The following is a 14360-nucleotide window of genomic DNA, read 5'->3' on the forward strand; positions in this document are numbered from 1 at the left end:
TTTTTTATCAATAAGTGCTAACTAATATTTATAGTTAAATATTAGTCACGCCACGAATTGCCGCAATTGAGCGAGTGGATTTAAGAGCTAAACCACAGTACCACTTGATACGTGTACGAGTAGCATCTTTGTTTTGCACTGTACCGATGTCTTCAACAACGATACCTGCATTTCCACCACCATAAAGGCCGTGTAAACCGTCAACTTCATTTAAGCGTACAGCATAAATCGAAGTGGTTTTTGAGTTCGTGCCTTTCACTTCATCGCCGGCAATCCAATCATTCATGATGATAGGAATACCGTTGTGAGTAAGCATTGGGCGACCAAAGTTAGATAACTGTTGCATTACGGCATCAGTACCATAGGTTGCACGAAGCAATGCACGGTAGGCACGGATCGTACCACGACGCATTACGATCACGTCTGCGCCATTCGGCACAGCGTCACACAATTCGTCCAACATGGTAAGAGTTAATGGATTGCCGTCAGCACCAGCGTCAACGATTTGAGTAGAGGTTACAAGCTTGTCAAAGCCGTCAAACTCTTTCGCGTTAGTTTTCGAATCACCACGAGCCAAAGTACGGTGGAATTCGCGAGCAACACCTTTGGCCTTTTGCTTGATTTGAATCGCCTTTTGAGCGTTCGTATCACCCATTGTAGAGTCTAAGAATTTATCAACATCAACGTCACCAGCTAAGATGCGTAAATGCGCTGTCACTTCGTCGAATGTTGAGCCTTCTTCTTCGATCACTTCATTAGGATCAAGCCAGTTGGCACCACCAAGGGTTTTTTCACGGTTGTAAACATATGCCTTACCATTTACTTGTGTAAAAGGCAAAATGGCAAAAAGGTCATCGCGGTCAATGATTTCTTCAACAACGCCTTGAACAAGTTGGTTGTTCGAGAGTTTTTCCGCTTCTTCGCGCAATAAAGGCATTAATAATGCTCCATTTACTGATTAGCTTTCTTCGGACGAACTAACTCTCTCTAGCGCCGATGGTTACTGGTCAAATATTAGCAAACGCCTATTTGATTATCAATAAGCGATTACTAATAATTTTTAGTGAAAATATTAACTTTCACCCCTTAAGCCAGCCATGATTTTTTCCAAGGAAGTCTTAGGTTGCTCTTTCTGCAAACCTTTATTTTCTTGCTTGGTTTTTGAGCCAGCTCCAGGATTAACTTTAGAGCGGATCAAGGTGTCTCGCTCTGGATCTGCTTCGATGATTTTTTGCATCGCTTTGTCGAAAGATAACGGATTGCCATAACTATCAACCAATGCAGTACGATTTGCAGCGCCGCGAGGTTTGTCATAGCCAATCACTTCTCCATTTTCGATTTCAAAGTGTGCGCCATATAAAGCACGCGCCTTATTTGGGGTTAAGGTCAATTCCTCTGCAATGTATGCGGAACGTGAGAAGTTAGAGCCGATAGTTAATTCATTGATCTGGCTATCCTTGCTTCCCAACTGTTGTTGCAAGTCTTTAATTTGTTGTTGCAGACGATTAACTTCTGCCTGATGCTGTTGAGCCATACTTTGCTTAACGCGTTCGTATTCCCCTTTTTCTTCCAGCTCACGAGTTTCCTTTTCTTTTTGAGCGGCAATTGCCTTACGTGCCAATTCTGGATCGATGTCTGCAAACTGGCGTTTGAATTCGTCAAATTCTTGAAGAAGCTTCTTTTCACGATCCTTGCGTTTCATTACTTCCTTGATTAATTCAGCTTCTTTGTCGGTAAGCTTGTTTTTACCACCATTAGGCTGTTTGTCTTTTTGCTCATCGGCATCATCTTTATCTTTTTCCGAATCAGCCTCTTTGCCCTGATCGTCATCGTCAGTAACATCGTCATTGTTACCGCCGCCCTCACCGCCACCGCCGAGGTCATTTCCCTCGCCGTCTGCTGGGTTTCGTAAAACGCCGCCGTTAATAAGTAATTGCATCCATAAAGGCATAATGTGTCTCCGCTGTTCTCTTAGCTAAAATCTCGCTGTTCTCTTAGCTTGTTGATTCTGTCACTTGCCCTTGGCGAGTTTTTTTGTTCGCCTTTGTTGAGCTATTGGACGATGGTTTGGTTGGTGTGCCGGAAGAGGAGCGTGTAATGTTACGCTTTAGATTCCCCTCTCCCGTCGTATCGGTAGTTCTGTTGGTCAACTCTTCCAAAGGGTCTGTCGGCCAGTTCTTTAGGTCGCGTAGCATTTCGTCTTTCAACGCCTTGCTTAATTGAGGAAAGAGCTTTTCAACAATGGACTCCATTTGATGTCTGCGAATGGTTTCTGGTGCATCAATCAGCATCAGGCGTGCAGCAATATCAAATTCGTCGTATAAGCCGCGTGTATCGAAGTTATCTGGATATGAAACCAAAGGAGTGCTGTCTTCCTTCAATTTGACCCCATGACGTTTGCAAACCAGATCAACGATTTTGTTTTCAATCGCTTCAAGGCTATCTGCCTTCGCTGCTAACAATGCGTTTACCCGTTCAAAGTCATAGGCTTTAGCTACACCAGAACTATTGTCGATACCTACGGCGTTATCCTGTTTGGTTCTTTCGCCGGCCAATCCAACGGTGTGATAGATTTCGTTAATGATTTTGGTGACCACTTGAATGATCAGGTCAGCCTGCTTTACATCAGGCGATAGGTAGTAAGGTTTTGCGCCATCAGACCCATCATAGGTAAAGAGACGTTTGGTGCCCATTTCAATGAGCTTTTTCTCGCTTTCATCGCCCGGCAGCATGCCTTGTACTGGCATGGCTAACTGGCTGAAGGTTTGGTCCTGAATGATGGCGTCAAGGTTTGATAGATAATTGGCAACCGCCCTGTCCAGATAGGCGATGTCATCGATCAGGGATGGTGCAGAATATTCTTCGTCTGAAATGATGTTGTCAGCCAGAATGATTGGGACTTCACCAATGGTATTGCTACCTCGATCAATCTCTTTAATCGTAATCTTGCCGTTCTGATCATCATTCTGCTTTTCGAACAGTTTCCATTCCGTTTTCGTCCATAAGCGGAAGCGGTGAATCGCCTTGCCTGTTGAATTTAGTGGGTCCTCATCGTCGCGAACCACTTCATGAATCAGCATCCAGTTTAATTTGCCGTGATCATCAAACGAATAATCCAGCATTTGAAGCGGAGTGATGATGTAGGCGTAAGCAGATAGCCCAGCTTCCTTTTCTTCCCGTTTGTTTAAGGGTCTTTGATCTTCTGGTACCGCATCCATATCAATAACTACCCCAATACGACCGTAAATTGAGGTTTTCTTACTGATCTGGCGAACGAAATCATTAATCGTTAAGCCGCTCTTGGTGCAGTTTTTCCAAAACTTCACCACGTCGGCAGGAGCATCTACCTTATTGCGGGTGATTTCCTGCTTGAATAAATATTTATTAATTAAATCTACAACTTCGCGGGTATGGTTGAAACGATAAGCGCGTGAGATACGATCCTTGAATTCGGCATCACCCTCTTTGATGTATTTGAAGATATGATGATTAAACCATTCTCTGCCACCGCTATAGGTGTCATCCATAAACATCCAGTGTTTGGACATGGCTTCATATAGTGGATGACGACGTGATACTAAACGTACAAGAGGGTCATTCGCTTCTTCTGAGGAAGCGGTCGAACTTATTGCATGTCGGTCGTATGAGGATAGTTCGGTTGTCATCTTATCGCCTTCAAAATATTAGTAAGCGCTTACTAATAATATAGGTTAAATTGAAACGCCTTTAATTTCAATCTTACGAAGTGGGAATTGGTGCTCGATTGCATATCCAAGGGTATTGGCCACCCCGTCGGTACATTCGAACCTGCCCTTTTTGAGATAAATCGGTCATTAGCCATCCCATCCTTCATATGGTTTCATTACTTGCTTCCCAAGAGATAAACCAAGGCATCCCCTGCATTCGTCAAGCTGTCGGATTCGGTAAAGCCCTGTGCCTTAATGGTCTTCTCGATGAGTTTGGTAATTGCGTCTACGTCCTCGATCGGAACCTTGAAACGCATGATTTGGTGAGTTTGAACTTTGGTTGTCTTGGGTAATTCAACTTCCTCTGATGGCGAATCGAGATCGCTTAGAGCGTCCAGCGCTATATTAGTGCTAGAGAAGATGTCGATTTCTTCACTTGACCAAGGCATTACATCGATCAATTCATCGATACCGCCAAGATCATGAAGAATTTCGTTGAGCTTAACGATGTCATCTTCGCCATAACGACCGTTGTCGATTAGACCGATCTCTTTTGCTCTGGCTTCGTCAATGCGCCCAAGGTTCATTACCGGCACAGTGAGTAGACCAAGACGTTTAGCAATCATTGCTCGGTGCTGACCGCCAATGATCTGTAAGCGGCCATCAAGAAGGGTACGAACGATAATTGGCTTAAACATACCGTGACGTTTAATACCTTCTTCGATTTTTCGCTCGTTTTCAGGTGATACGACGTTTGAATTCCAAGGATTAGGCCAAAGCTCTCCTGGGTCGATTTCTAAATATTCAACTGACATAGGAAACTACTTTGAAATATTAGTAAGTGCTTACTTATAATTTAAGCCAAATATTAAGCAAATGCAAAAGGTATTGAAATGGGAAAAGTTGTAACAATCGCTTATGACGCCGTAAATGCCATCCTACACAAGCCTCCTGTTGAGGCGAAACTTGAAGTACAGTCGGCGCTTAGTTATTTGGTGGATGGCGCCGAAGAAACTCTAGCGTTTAGACAGCACCGTTGGGATGGCAGATCGTCATTTTTTGACTTTGCCAAGTGCTCTTTTCCAGCAGGATTTGTAGTCCATGTTACGGATCGACTCAAGAAGGCAGGTTTTGAAGTAAAACTCGCACGAAAACCCCTCCCCGCTCCACTTGGACCTGCCCGACCAGTGGTAGATAGTTACGGATATGACCCTCGTTACGATTACCAGCCGGAAGTTATGGATCGTCTTGTACGTCATGGCCAGATTATCGCTCAAGTCGCTACTGGTGGCGGTAAATCACGCATTGCCATGTTGTGTCAGGCCCGAATTAACCGCCCTACCTTGTTTTTAACAACCCGTTCGATTCTGATGTATCAGATGAAAGATGCATTCGAAGCAAATGGCGTTGCATGTTCGGTCATTGGTGATGGCAGTTTTGGACAGGTGAATGAAAAAGGTCAGCTCTCCATCAAGAAAATGACGGTCGGAATGGTTCAAACCCTCGCCGCCAAGCTGGAAGAGACGACTTTAGAGAAGGAATTTCAGATCCTTTATGACAACGTAGTCAAAAAACACGAAAAAGAGATTTCGGACACTAAAAAACAGCTAATTAAGGTCGGTAAAGTCGAGTCCGAAATCAAAAAAGTGCTTCATAACCTTGCACTGCAACATGAAAAGGAGCTTCAGGACAAGGCACCTGCGATGCAAGCCAAGGCAGAAGCAAAATTCAAGGAAAAATCACTCGTTAGACAGCAAACCATCAAGCTTTTGGAGCTTTTTGAGTTCGTAATTCTCGAAGAAGCACATGAGGCAGGTGGAAATTCGTATTACGAGATCATGCGCCACTGTAAAAACGCCTATTACCGCTTGGCATTGACCGGAACGCCGTTCATGCGTGAAAGCCAAGAGTCAAATATGCGTTTGATGGCTTGTTCCGGACCGATTGCCATCAAGGTTACGGAAAAAATGCTGATTGATCGCGGAATCCTTGCTAAGCCTTACTTCAAAATCGTCGAATTGAAGAAAAAGCCAGCCAAATTACACTCTATTACCCCTTGGCAAGCTGCCTATCGCTTGGGAATCGTGCAAAACGAAGAGCGGAACAATGCCATCTGTATGGAAATTCTCAAAGCCCGTGAATATGGCATGACGGCGATGGTTCTCGTCCAGCATACCTCGCATGGCGACACCCTATTGAAGCTGTTTGACGATATAGGTATCAGAGCGAGATATATTCGCGGTGAAGATGATCAGGGAGAACGTAAATCTGCGCTCACCGAACTTGCCAATAAGGATATTGATGTACTGATTGGAACAACAATTCTTGATGTGGGTGTGGATGTCCCTGCTGTCGGGTTGATTATTCTTGCCGGTGGTGGGAAAGCGGAAGTTGCCTTACGCCAGCGTATTGGGCGCGGGTTACGTGCTAAGAAATTCGGTCCAAACGTTGCGTTTATTGTTGATTTCACAGACCAGCACAATTCAACGCTCAAATCTCACGCTAGACAGCGTTTACAGATCATCAGAGAAACACCCGGCTTTGGCGAGAATATCGTTGCGAATTTCGAGTTTGAAAAGCTCGGTTTCAAAAAAGCTGCATAGTGTTCTGGGCTTGTTCAATGTTTTGGGCAAGCCCGTTTTATTTTGTGGTATTTCAGCGTGATCAATGCAATAATAACTATAATATGCAAGTTTTAATTTTCATCAAATTTTAATTGGAGCAAATAATGGCAGCTACTAACTCTTCCAAATTTTATAAAGAAAAAGGTTTAGTTCGAACATCCATCACTTTGCGTCCAGAGACAATCCAGACCTTAGAAAATATGGCAAAACAGCATAAACTCACTCAAGGCGAGATTGTTGACGCTTTTGCACGTTTGCTTGAAAGTGGCAATCTGTCTGATCAGCTTTTCGGTGTGCATATTGAAGCCATTCGCGAAGAAAAGATTGCTGAAAAAGAGCGTAGGAAGGAATTGAAGAAAAAAGCGCTAGAGTTAATTAAATCTGGCCAAGTGCAGTAAGAAATGCCTCAAGTGATATATGGGGCATTAATTTATTCGGAATATCATAGGTAATTAAAAAGCTTAGCTCAATAAATTGTAGCCCAAATATTTTTTCAGCTTGTTCAATACGCGACAAAATATCTTTACTTGATCGGGAGTTAAATTAAGTTTGCCCAAAAGTAATCTAAAATTTCTACTATCGAGCTGGTTTGAAGCCCAAAGCAATGTAGCGGCTTTATTTTCGCCGAATTCGTAAAGACGATCTATTTTTTCGTTAATATAAGAATTATCTAAACCCTGTTCTTCCAGAATTTCGATAATGTGGTAAGCAACATAATTTAAATCATCCTTTGAAGCCATCTTTTCCCTCTTTACTTGGTCAAATAGCTTAAAGCTAATAAGAACTAACGAAATCGTTGAACTTAATAATTTCCTTATAAACGTTTCTCTTGCAACTGGCCATCGGGTCATAAGGCTTGGTCATATTCGGATTATTGCATGACATGTTGGCCACGATCGCATAGGTTCCCTTCCCATAAGGCTCCTTAGAAACCTTTACGATGATCTCGCCAGTGAACTCGCGCGGAGCGTATGTTTCGATTAATACGTTATTTGAACTTCTGATCTTGTAATCAGCGTATTTACTCACCCACAAATGAGCAGCTTCCATTTTCTTGTCACATTCTTCTTTGCTTGAGCACGTTGGTCGGGTCTTTGCAATCGCAGCCAGATATTCGTCCTTATTCATCTTTTTCATGATTGCCAGCTTTTGCCCAACATAAACAGTTGGTGGATCAGGGAGATCATTGTCTTCTGCCAGCTTTGCCCACGTGGTCCCGTTACGCTTGGCTATATCATTTAATGATTCGCTCGGTTTCACGGTGTACTCGGCGAACAGGCCCTCCCCTTCTGCCATTGCATTTGAACAAACTAAAATCAAAGTAGCCAAAAAAAATCTTTTCATATTGATCCTTAAATATTATTAGAAAGTCGTCCTGAAAAGAATAATGGACATGGCGTACTGGGACAAGGATAAGTGTATGGATTTAAGCGGCGCAAGGGTAAAGTATTTGTTATATAGGCCTGGTGGTGAAAGGGTGTTTGGAAAATGGTCGCGATTGACACAGGCTATGCACCCGACACATTCGCATTTTTTCTAGGACTTCGATATTAATATATAAAGAAATATAGTAATCACTTACTATATTTCTTTATCTTTGCATGTTCACTTATTACGCTTGTTATCTTGTCTCATAATTAACACAGCGATTAATAGTTTATGTTCGTTGCTAATCATGTTCTTACTCTCTATTAGAGTGATATTAGTAAGTGCTTACTAATATCACTGATTACTAAATTATGCGCTTGCTTGTTTTTCGCTTAACTCTTTCTTAATGTCATGCTGTACGCGCTCTAATTCTTGTTGTGTATTCTCTTTCATTTGCAAGAATGACAATACTGCTTCAATAAACTGAGAATTTTCATTGAACGTTATTTCACTGTCTTTTACAGACTTCACAACGTTACAGATATTAAGCGCTCTCAGTGTCATACGTGAGCTAGACGCTTGTGATGATGCTGTACTGTGCGCAGATAAATAATACTGTCTTACTTTCTTTTCATGCGACTGTGCGCGTATTTCAGTAGTGCAGCATAAACGACATTCATTAACCGTAAGTGAACCGTACTGTAATAAGTTTAGCAAGATTGACATTGTGTAACCGTCTAGCTTGCGTCTGTCGTTTTCAGCGATAGCTGTAATCGCTTGAAAGATTTTTCTAATGACTTTCACTTGTACAAAGTCAATGTGTGATTTATCAGTGTGAGCGATGATTGTTGCTAGATCTGATAAATCAAACTTAGCTTTTTGAAGCGTGTCTATTTTTGTAAGCATAGAGCGTGAGCATGCTTCTCTTAAGTCACTGAATAACGTGCTTGATATTTTTTGTTCTGTCTCAAGCTTGTTATTCATACGGTTTATGATCGCGTTTGCTATATCAAGCTGTACTGCTACTGCTTTGCTCGTTACTTTCTGCTGTCTTGCATACGCTTTTATCGTCTCTTGATCTATAACTATTGCATTACGTGCTTCATGAGCTGAAAAATTAACGTCTGCAAAGATGTTTAGAGTTTCTGTGTTTTTAACTTGTGCATTCATGATTTTTGACCTTTTGTTAGTAAGCTTTATTGCTTGATTAAATATTAGTGCAAATAAAAATTTGATGCAAGTTTTTATTTGATTGTTTGTTTTTTAGTGGAATAAAAATTCAATCGAAATTTTCATTAATAAAAAACTTGCACTAATAAATAAACTCCGCTATTCGCGTGCGTGCGCGTTTCATCTATATGCTTTATACAGACATTCTCTAGGCATGCATTGGGTTGTTTGCTGGCGGTTTTTCTTGAGGTTCAGGCGCGCACCCGGTAGTGATTAGAGTCCTAGGTCTGCCTTGGTTGTTAAAGATAAGAAGGTGGCATTCCAAGGAGCTGCTAGGCGCTCTTTGGTTATATAGATGCGTGGCGCTTGGTTATAAAAATAGGATGTCGGCCAAAGTTTTGATTTTTTTTGGTGGGCTGTTTTGGAATATTAGGATGAGCCTATGCCCATCCTACCGCTTCATTAAGATTTGAGTCATAGGCATGACCAGTCTCAATATCTATAAACATGAGATTGGTACGCTCGAAATCTTCCCGCTCATCTTCATAGGCGGTTTTCTCATCATAATTTACCGCAGCATCATAAATATCACCGACCGCTACACCAATGGCATCAATGATGCTTTGATCTATGGATGAAAGGTCGGCATCCGTTTCAATCCCATATTCGCTGCCGATATCATCACTGAGTTTATAGCGGGTAAATTTCGGTTCTACCTGTTTGCCCTGCAATAATGAAAGAATCACGACAAAACCGTTGTCTAGCCCAATCTTTTGCGCTTGGTTCGCTGATATAAAGCCCCATTGAGCTAATTTACCTTTACTTGCAAGGCGACGAATTTTAAGCATTTTCCGCTTAACCAGCATAATTACTCCTTGTTTATTTAGTTGAAGAAAATATTAGCAAGAAGAAATAGGTGTAACAAAATTTAGTTAATGTAAGTTTGCATTTCACTAATTCATGTATTTAGGAGGGGAAATTTAATTTTCAATATGCGCGCCCGCGAATTTTTATACCCAGCATAAAAAAAGCCCGACCTAGAGGATAGTCGGGCAAAGGAGGTTTTCAGACGCAGAGTTGTTGTAAGTTATGTTAATTCGATAGATTTGGAATTCTAAGGAAATGTTTTTAATTTTTCAAATTCCATATTCTATATTTTGGTATGCCCTTTTCTTACAGCGGAAACCACTAACGTTAAGGAACGCCCCCCAAACCCCCCCATAGAATTTTGCCTCATAAATCTTGGAGAGAGTTTGGGGAGACGTAACCTAACCTAGCCAATTTCCACCACAAGAAAAGGAACTTTTCTTTACAGTGCAAACCACTGACACGGTATAAGCCACGACCCCCATCAAGCAAATCGCGTCGGGGAGAAAATCTCAACCCGAAACCCATTTGTCAGAAGTATAGTAAGCGCTCACTAGATTGTAAACCCCCTAGGCATGCCTGATTTATCCATTTTATGCCTTGGTATGCCGTGGTACAGCGTCAAAAAGCCAACTTTACGCTGGCAATGGAATAACTTTAAATTTTCGAACACCAATACCGCTAATTTCAATCATTAGCGCGTAATTCAGGATGAATAAATAACATGATTACTTATCCTCTTTCCAAAGACTGTTGTGATTCACATGTCTGCCCAAATCAATCAGCTTTTGCATATCCTCTATAGATAGACCGTGATAACGTGCAAATGCATCAACGCTTAAAAAGTCGTTGTAATACTGAATATAGAGGTCGTTAAGGCGTGTAGTGATTGCATTAACCATCTCGCTCATTAGCTCGTTTTGTTTTATAGGCATGACTGTAAAACTCTATGTGTACTTAGATGCATAACAGTGTATAGAGATAGAGCAGGAAACAAAGCTAGAAAACTAAAAATCCATTTATATAGCTGTGTAGATAGATTTCTATATTTCTACATAAGTGCCTAGGCATGCATATTGGAATATGGCGATGTGTGGCGATTGGTGCATTGCCTCAACCCTAGATAGAGAGGTGCAGGTATAATAGTGGTATGGGTGAAGCTGGAAGTGGAGCTGTTCGGCTTACCTATGTGCGCCGTGGTGTGCTTGGTTATAAAAATAAGAATGTCGCCCGAAGTTTTGATTTTTATATTTCCTGTTGGTCAAAGGAATGGCTAGGTAGACGATTGATTGAAACACACAATTCTTTGGCTCACTCCGTTCGCCTTTCTTTTGCCATCTTATCTTTCTACTACATGTGTATTATCCTCTATCTCTATCCTTATACCTGTGTCACTATCTACATATCTATATAGATAAATAATTAGCTATTTTCTTTATTACTGATCTATCTCTATCTACGCTTACCTATGCCTATCCGTATAGTATTATTGTTATCTATCTATATAGATTTCTACATTAATAGATAGTTATACATGCTTTTTATCTCTATCTGATTGGCTTTTTATATTGATAGTTTTCTACATTTCTATATAGATAGATTGCTTGTATATTTACTCGAACTATATATCTATATGGATTTCTATATTTCTATAAGTATTGGTGTATAAGTGTTTGCCAATATTTGTTTTTATCTCTATCACTTCTTATACGTTTGAGGATTTTATTAAGCCGCGCATCTATATCTCTACGCTTACCGAGACTTGGGTGTACTTGGGTATTCCGAGAGTTTTCGAATATATAAATATATCTTCTTAGAACATTCTTATATTACTTATTCTCGGAAATGTAGGCGCGGTTCACTTGGGTTTTTAGAGATTCTTCTCATGTATCTTTCAAACCGACATAAATGCTATCGTATTTCTTCACGGTTTCGCGTATTTCGCATTTTAGAACTTAAGATGATTGCTTTTATATCTTGCGCTTAAAGTTGCTTAAAACGCTCTAAAAAAGCGAAATAGAGTAGAGTTATAAAAACGATTAATTCACACCAAAATCAGCTTTAATTGCCTGAAGGAAAATGCCTAAGTATTAATTTGGAAAAATGCCTTAAAAATCAAATGCCTATAATTGAATTTCTGTGTTTGTTGTTGGCTTGTGGACTTATGTTGTTGATTAGCCTGATTTTTAACAAATTTTGCCTGTTTTTAAGCTATTTGGGGTTACTATAATGGGCATATGTCTTAAATGAGTCTCTAATACATGCTTACTGTATTTATTGTTTTAGTTGCCTTGTTTGTTATAGCACTAATGGTTAAGACGCATAACGAGAGAAATAAGGCGGCAAGATTAAGCCGACTTTCATTGAAAGCATCTGAGGCTTTGGTAAATGCATCTATGCATAAGATGAGACTTGCCTCAATGTCTCCAGAAGAGGCTTTTATTGAAACTCTAACCGATGAAGAACGTGAAATATATTTCAGCCTCACAACTGCACTTGAGAAATTAACTTTTAAGGTTGATATTGCAGGTAACAGAATTAAGAAACAAAGCAATGGCGTTAAACAGATCAACAAACTACTAAATGCTTAAAATTATAAATATGCCTTTTGTATTTTTGGAATTGTCGCTACTAATCAAATTGAACAAATGAGGTGACTTATGTTGATCATGATTGTTGGAATGGTGCTGGTAGCGTTATCTGTCTACCGCGGTGTTGCCCTGAGTAAGTATTTACATAGCCCGTCGGTATCGCACTCAACCAGTAGTCTGTATATGCAGGAGATGGTGGTCACGCGAATTAAACAGGCTTGGTATTGTGTTGTAGGTTTTACAGGATCAACAATGATTGCGATGGGAGTGGGGTTAACTTGGTTCATTTAAAATAAAAGGCTAGCTTATTGCGAGCCTTTCTTTTCTTCATTGTATTGATCGCCTTGTTTTCTATAGGCATCAATTTTCTTTCGAATTTGCTTCATGGCAGCATCATTGAATTTTACTCTTGGATCTTGTTCACCAAATAAATCATCATGAATAGCCATAAAGCGAATACTTGCCACTTTCATTTCGTGACCATCGGGATGTACTTGGTCAGTATCTTCAAAAGTTATAACAAGTAAAGGATCGTACTCGCCTTTAACAACGCGGGCGTGATACATATTTAGATAGTATGGAACAGAATTTCGTACAGAAGCCATGTTTTTGATTCTACCGTAGCGTCTATCGCTATCTTCTATGTATATATCGATGTAACCTTGCTCTCGCCAAAGCTCGATTAGGTTAAAGATGTCTTCTTCGTAATCCTCAATGTCTTCAATAGTGAAGCCTATATGTTGACTGATTACGAAGAATAGGTCGTGCAATTCTGCGTGGGAGATGTATTTTCTTTCGAGTTGTTGATCAGGTTGTGGCATCCCTTTTCGTGCGTTCCTTGGCCGCTTGAAAGGCTCTGCGAAGGTTGCGTCTTGTTTCTTCAGGTGTGCTGCCAGTGATTTTTGTACCACCGAAGCCTTCACCCATGCGAACAAGTTCAACAATTGCAGGGTTTACGTTTTGGTTACTCATCTTGTTCATAACTTTTCTCCATGAGGAGACTGTTGTTAAGAGATGGCTTACAAATATAAATTTGTGCCATTTCGCTTTATAGCTTTAATAAACCGCTTAAATAGTCGGTTGTTTAGTAAATCCAGAAGGCTGCAACCTTATTGATTCACTTATGCATAAACGCATATTGATAATAAATTTCTATCGGTCGACCCAGAAATTTCTAAGTTTGCATCGTTTATTTTATGCTTTTACGCATAATTTGCAATAGCGAATATTTCAAAATGAAACTATCCCTATCTAAATTAGAAATGAAATTTCTATGTAGAAATGTAGATATATAGAAATCTACAAATATTTTAAGCCATTAATTTTTAATGTTTATATGTGAATTTTTCTTTTAAGACTTCAAAACAATCTTGATCAATTTCTTGTTTTTGATGATTAAACTTAAAAACATAATGTTGACCGTTCTTTTCATATTTAGCAAAACCGCAACTTACTTGGATGTGAATAGATTCGTTTGTTTCATCTTTATCCATTTTGTGAGTAACAGAAGCACCTTTTCGCTCATACGCCAGCAAATCAAAGAATTTAGCCATCGGTGTTCTTTCGTTTGGTGTCATTTTGAGTCTTACTAAATAATGGTGCAGGGCAAGATGTGATCTGCATATCAATCCGTTGATCATCCACGCCCTAAACAAACTATCGGCTTGCTTAAGGTTAGATTGACTGGTTGCCAGTTATTCCCCTGCATGGGCAACTCCGCGCGACATTAATAAATGTTTTGACTAATAAAGTCTCATCAGGCACGGTTGAATGGCTGCCTAGAATGGGCTCGAACCAGTGACCAACGGATTAACAGTCCGCTGCTCTACCTACTGAGCTACTACGCAATATAGTTATATAATTATATGGATTTATAACTACTTATCTATATAGAAATATAGAAATCTAAATAGATAAAAAATGAACCATACCGGGTTTGCCGGAGACCTTTTTATTTAAGTTAGGCCACCTGACCTAACGGGTTAATCTTATCATAGTACATTGCTTCAAACTCAAAAGGCGATACATAACCCAGTGCACTGTGTACACGCTTG

15 protein-coding genes and 1 tRNA gene are annotated in these 14360 nt (G+C 40.3%); 4 read left to right on the top strand and 12 right to left on the bottom strand.

Features of this window, described 5'->3' with window-relative positions; translation table 11 throughout:
• Positions 1-34 precede the first annotated feature (34 nt).
• The 4 genes from ACOZB4_RS33400 to ACOZB4_RS33415 form a co-directional block, all read right to left on the bottom strand.
• Positions 35-937, bottom strand: a complete 903-nt coding sequence (locus ACOZB4_RS33400) for a major capsid protein (protein ID WP_001130341.1) — start codon at positions 935-937, stop codon at positions 35-37.
• A gap of 135 nt (positions 938-1072) precedes the next feature.
• Positions 1073-1951, bottom strand: coding sequence for a DUF6651 domain-containing protein (locus ACOZB4_RS33405; RefSeq protein ID WP_001131896.1), 879 nt, complete (start codon positions 1949-1951; stop codon positions 1073-1075).
• Positions 1952-1994: 43 nt separating this feature from the next.
• The gene (locus ACOZB4_RS33410) at positions 1995-3533 is read right to left on the bottom strand and encodes a hypothetical protein (protein WP_422759729.1); all 1539 of its coding nucleotides are present in this window, start codon (positions 3531-3533) and stop codon (positions 1995-1997) included.
• A gap of 329 nt (positions 3534-3862) precedes the next feature.
• Positions 3863-4501 (bottom strand): ParB/RepB/Spo0J family partition protein, encoded by a 639-nt coding sequence (locus ACOZB4_RS33415; protein ID WP_000110211.1) that lies wholly within the window; start codon positions 4499-4501, stop codon positions 3863-3865.
• A 78-nt stretch (positions 4502-4579) separates the two neighbouring features.
• Here ACOZB4_RS33415 and ACOZB4_RS33420 point away from each other — a divergent pair, with 78 nt between their 5' ends.
• Complete coding sequence (locus ACOZB4_RS33420; protein ID WP_000521251.1) at positions 4580-6289, top strand: DEAD/DEAH box helicase; 1710 nt, start codon at positions 4580-4582, stop codon at positions 6287-6289.
• A 125-nt stretch (positions 6290-6414) separates the two neighbouring features.
• Positions 6415-6708, top strand: coding sequence for a hypothetical protein (locus ACOZB4_RS33425; RefSeq protein WP_000741665.1), 294 nt, complete (start codon positions 6415-6417; stop codon positions 6706-6708).
• Between the two features lie 63 nt (positions 6709-6771).
• Here the strand turns inward: ACOZB4_RS33425 and ACOZB4_RS33430 are convergent, their stop codons facing one another.
• The 5 genes from ACOZB4_RS33430 to ACOZB4_RS33450 form a co-directional block, all read right to left on the bottom strand.
• The gene (locus tag ACOZB4_RS33430; protein ID WP_000146944.1) at positions 6772-7050 is read right to left on the bottom strand and encodes a hypothetical protein; all 279 of its coding nucleotides are present in this window, start codon (positions 7048-7050) and stop codon (positions 6772-6774) included.
• Between the two features lie 34 nt (positions 7051-7084).
• Complete coding sequence (locus ACOZB4_RS33435; RefSeq protein ID WP_228138370.1) at positions 7085-7639, bottom strand: LysM peptidoglycan-binding domain-containing protein; 555 nt, start codon at positions 7637-7639, stop codon at positions 7085-7087.
• Between the two features lie 408 nt (positions 7640-8047).
• Positions 8048-8848: a hypothetical protein gene (locus tag ACOZB4_RS33440; protein ID WP_002125709.1), complete on the bottom strand. Its 801-nt coding sequence runs from the start codon at positions 8846-8848 to the stop codon at positions 8048-8050.
• Between the two features lie 440 nt (positions 8849-9288).
• Entirely contained in the window at positions 9289-9714 is a 426-nt protein-coding gene (locus tag ACOZB4_RS33445) for a hypothetical protein (protein ID WP_000960557.1), read from the bottom strand.
• Between the two features lie 729 nt (positions 9715-10443).
• On the bottom strand, positions 10444-10650 hold the full coding sequence (locus ACOZB4_RS33450; protein WP_001121874.1) for a hypothetical protein: 207 nt from the start codon (positions 10648-10650) through the stop codon (positions 10444-10446).
• A gap of 1326 nt (positions 10651-11976) precedes the next feature.
• On the opposite strand from ACOZB4_RS33450, the gene ACOZB4_RS33455 reads away from it, so the two are divergent.
• A complete protein-coding gene (locus ACOZB4_RS33455; RefSeq protein WP_002123631.1) occupies positions 11977-12306 on the top strand; it encodes a hypothetical protein in 330 nt (109 codons plus the stop codon).
• 69 nt (positions 12307-12375) lie between these two features.
• Positions 12376-12597 (top strand): hypothetical protein, encoded by a 222-nt coding sequence (locus ACOZB4_RS33460; protein WP_004832966.1) that lies wholly within the window; start codon positions 12376-12378, stop codon positions 12595-12597.
• A 14-nt stretch (positions 12598-12611) separates the two neighbouring features.
• Here ACOZB4_RS33460 and ACOZB4_RS33465 read toward each other — a convergent pair whose 3' ends face one another.
• From ACOZB4_RS33465 to ACOZB4_RS33475, 3 genes are all read right to left on the bottom strand, one after another.
• Positions 12612-13217, bottom strand: coding sequence for a hypothetical protein (locus ACOZB4_RS33465; RefSeq protein WP_422759730.1), 606 nt, complete (start codon positions 13215-13217; stop codon positions 12612-12614).
• 414 nt (positions 13218-13631) lie between these two features.
• Positions 13632-13946 carry a hypothetical protein gene (locus ACOZB4_RS33470; protein WP_002123621.1) on the bottom strand — a complete coding sequence of 105 codons (315 nt, stop codon included), beginning with the start codon at positions 13944-13946 and terminating at the stop codon, positions 13632-13634.
• A gap of 131 nt (positions 13947-14077) precedes the next feature.
• Positions 14078-14153: transfer RNA gene (locus ACOZB4_RS33475), tRNA-Asn, on the bottom strand.
• Positions 14154-14360: the final 207 nt, after the last annotated feature.

The organism is Paenibacillus sp. NPDC058898, from assembly GCF_049316025.1.
Classification (GTDB): domain Bacteria; phylum Bacillota; class Bacilli; order Paenibacillales; family Paenibacillaceae; genus Paenibacillus_AQ.

What these genes read in the sequence shown, in the direction of transcription:
- ACOZB4_RS33400 (WP_001130341.1), bottom strand. Translation starts at nt 937, where the DNA reads ATGCCTTTATTGCGCGAAGAAGCGGAAAAACTCTCGAACAACCAACTT.
- ACOZB4_RS33405 (WP_001131896.1), bottom strand. Translation starts at nt 1,951, where the DNA reads ATGCCTTTATGGATGCAATTACTTATTAACGGCGGCGTTTTACGAAAC.
- ACOZB4_RS33410 (WP_422759729.1), bottom strand. Translation starts at nt 3,533, where the DNA reads ATGTTTATGGATGACACCTATAGCGGTGGCAGAGAATGGTTTAATCAT.
- ACOZB4_RS33415 (WP_000110211.1), bottom strand. Translation starts at nt 4,501, where the DNA reads ATGTCAGTTGAATATTTAGAAATCGACCCAGGAGAGCTTTGGCCTAAT.
- ACOZB4_RS33420 (WP_000521251.1), top strand. Translation starts at nt 4,580, where the DNA reads ATGGGAAAAGTTGTAACAATCGCTTATGACGCCGTAAATGCCATCCTA.
- ACOZB4_RS33425 (WP_000741665.1), top strand. Translation starts at nt 6,415, where the DNA reads ATGGCAGCTACTAACTCTTCCAAATTTTATAAAGAAAAAGGTTTAGTT.
- ACOZB4_RS33430 (WP_000146944.1), bottom strand. Translation starts at nt 7,050, where the DNA reads ATGGCTTCAAAGGATGATTTAAATTATGTTGCTTACCACATTATCGAA.
- ACOZB4_RS33440 (WP_002125709.1), bottom strand. Translation starts at nt 8,848, where the DNA reads ATGAATGCACAAGTTAAAAACACAGAAACTCTAAACATCTTTGCAGAC.
- ACOZB4_RS33445 (WP_000960557.1), bottom strand. Translation starts at nt 9,714, where the DNA reads ATGCTGGTTAAGCGGAAAATGCTTAAAATTCGTCGCCTTGCAAGTAAA.
- ACOZB4_RS33450 (WP_001121874.1), bottom strand. Translation starts at nt 10,650, where the DNA reads ATGCCTATAAAACAAAACGAGCTAATGAGCGAGATGGTTAATGCAATC.
- ACOZB4_RS33455 (WP_002123631.1), top strand. Translation starts at nt 11,977, where the DNA reads ATGCTTACTGTATTTATTGTTTTAGTTGCCTTGTTTGTTATAGCACTA.
- ACOZB4_RS33460 (WP_004832966.1), top strand. Translation starts at nt 12,376, where the DNA reads ATGTTGATCATGATTGTTGGAATGGTGCTGGTAGCGTTATCTGTCTAC.
- ACOZB4_RS33470 (WP_002123621.1), bottom strand. Translation starts at nt 13,946, where the DNA reads ATGATCAACGGATTGATATGCAGATCACATCTTGCCCTGCACCATTAT.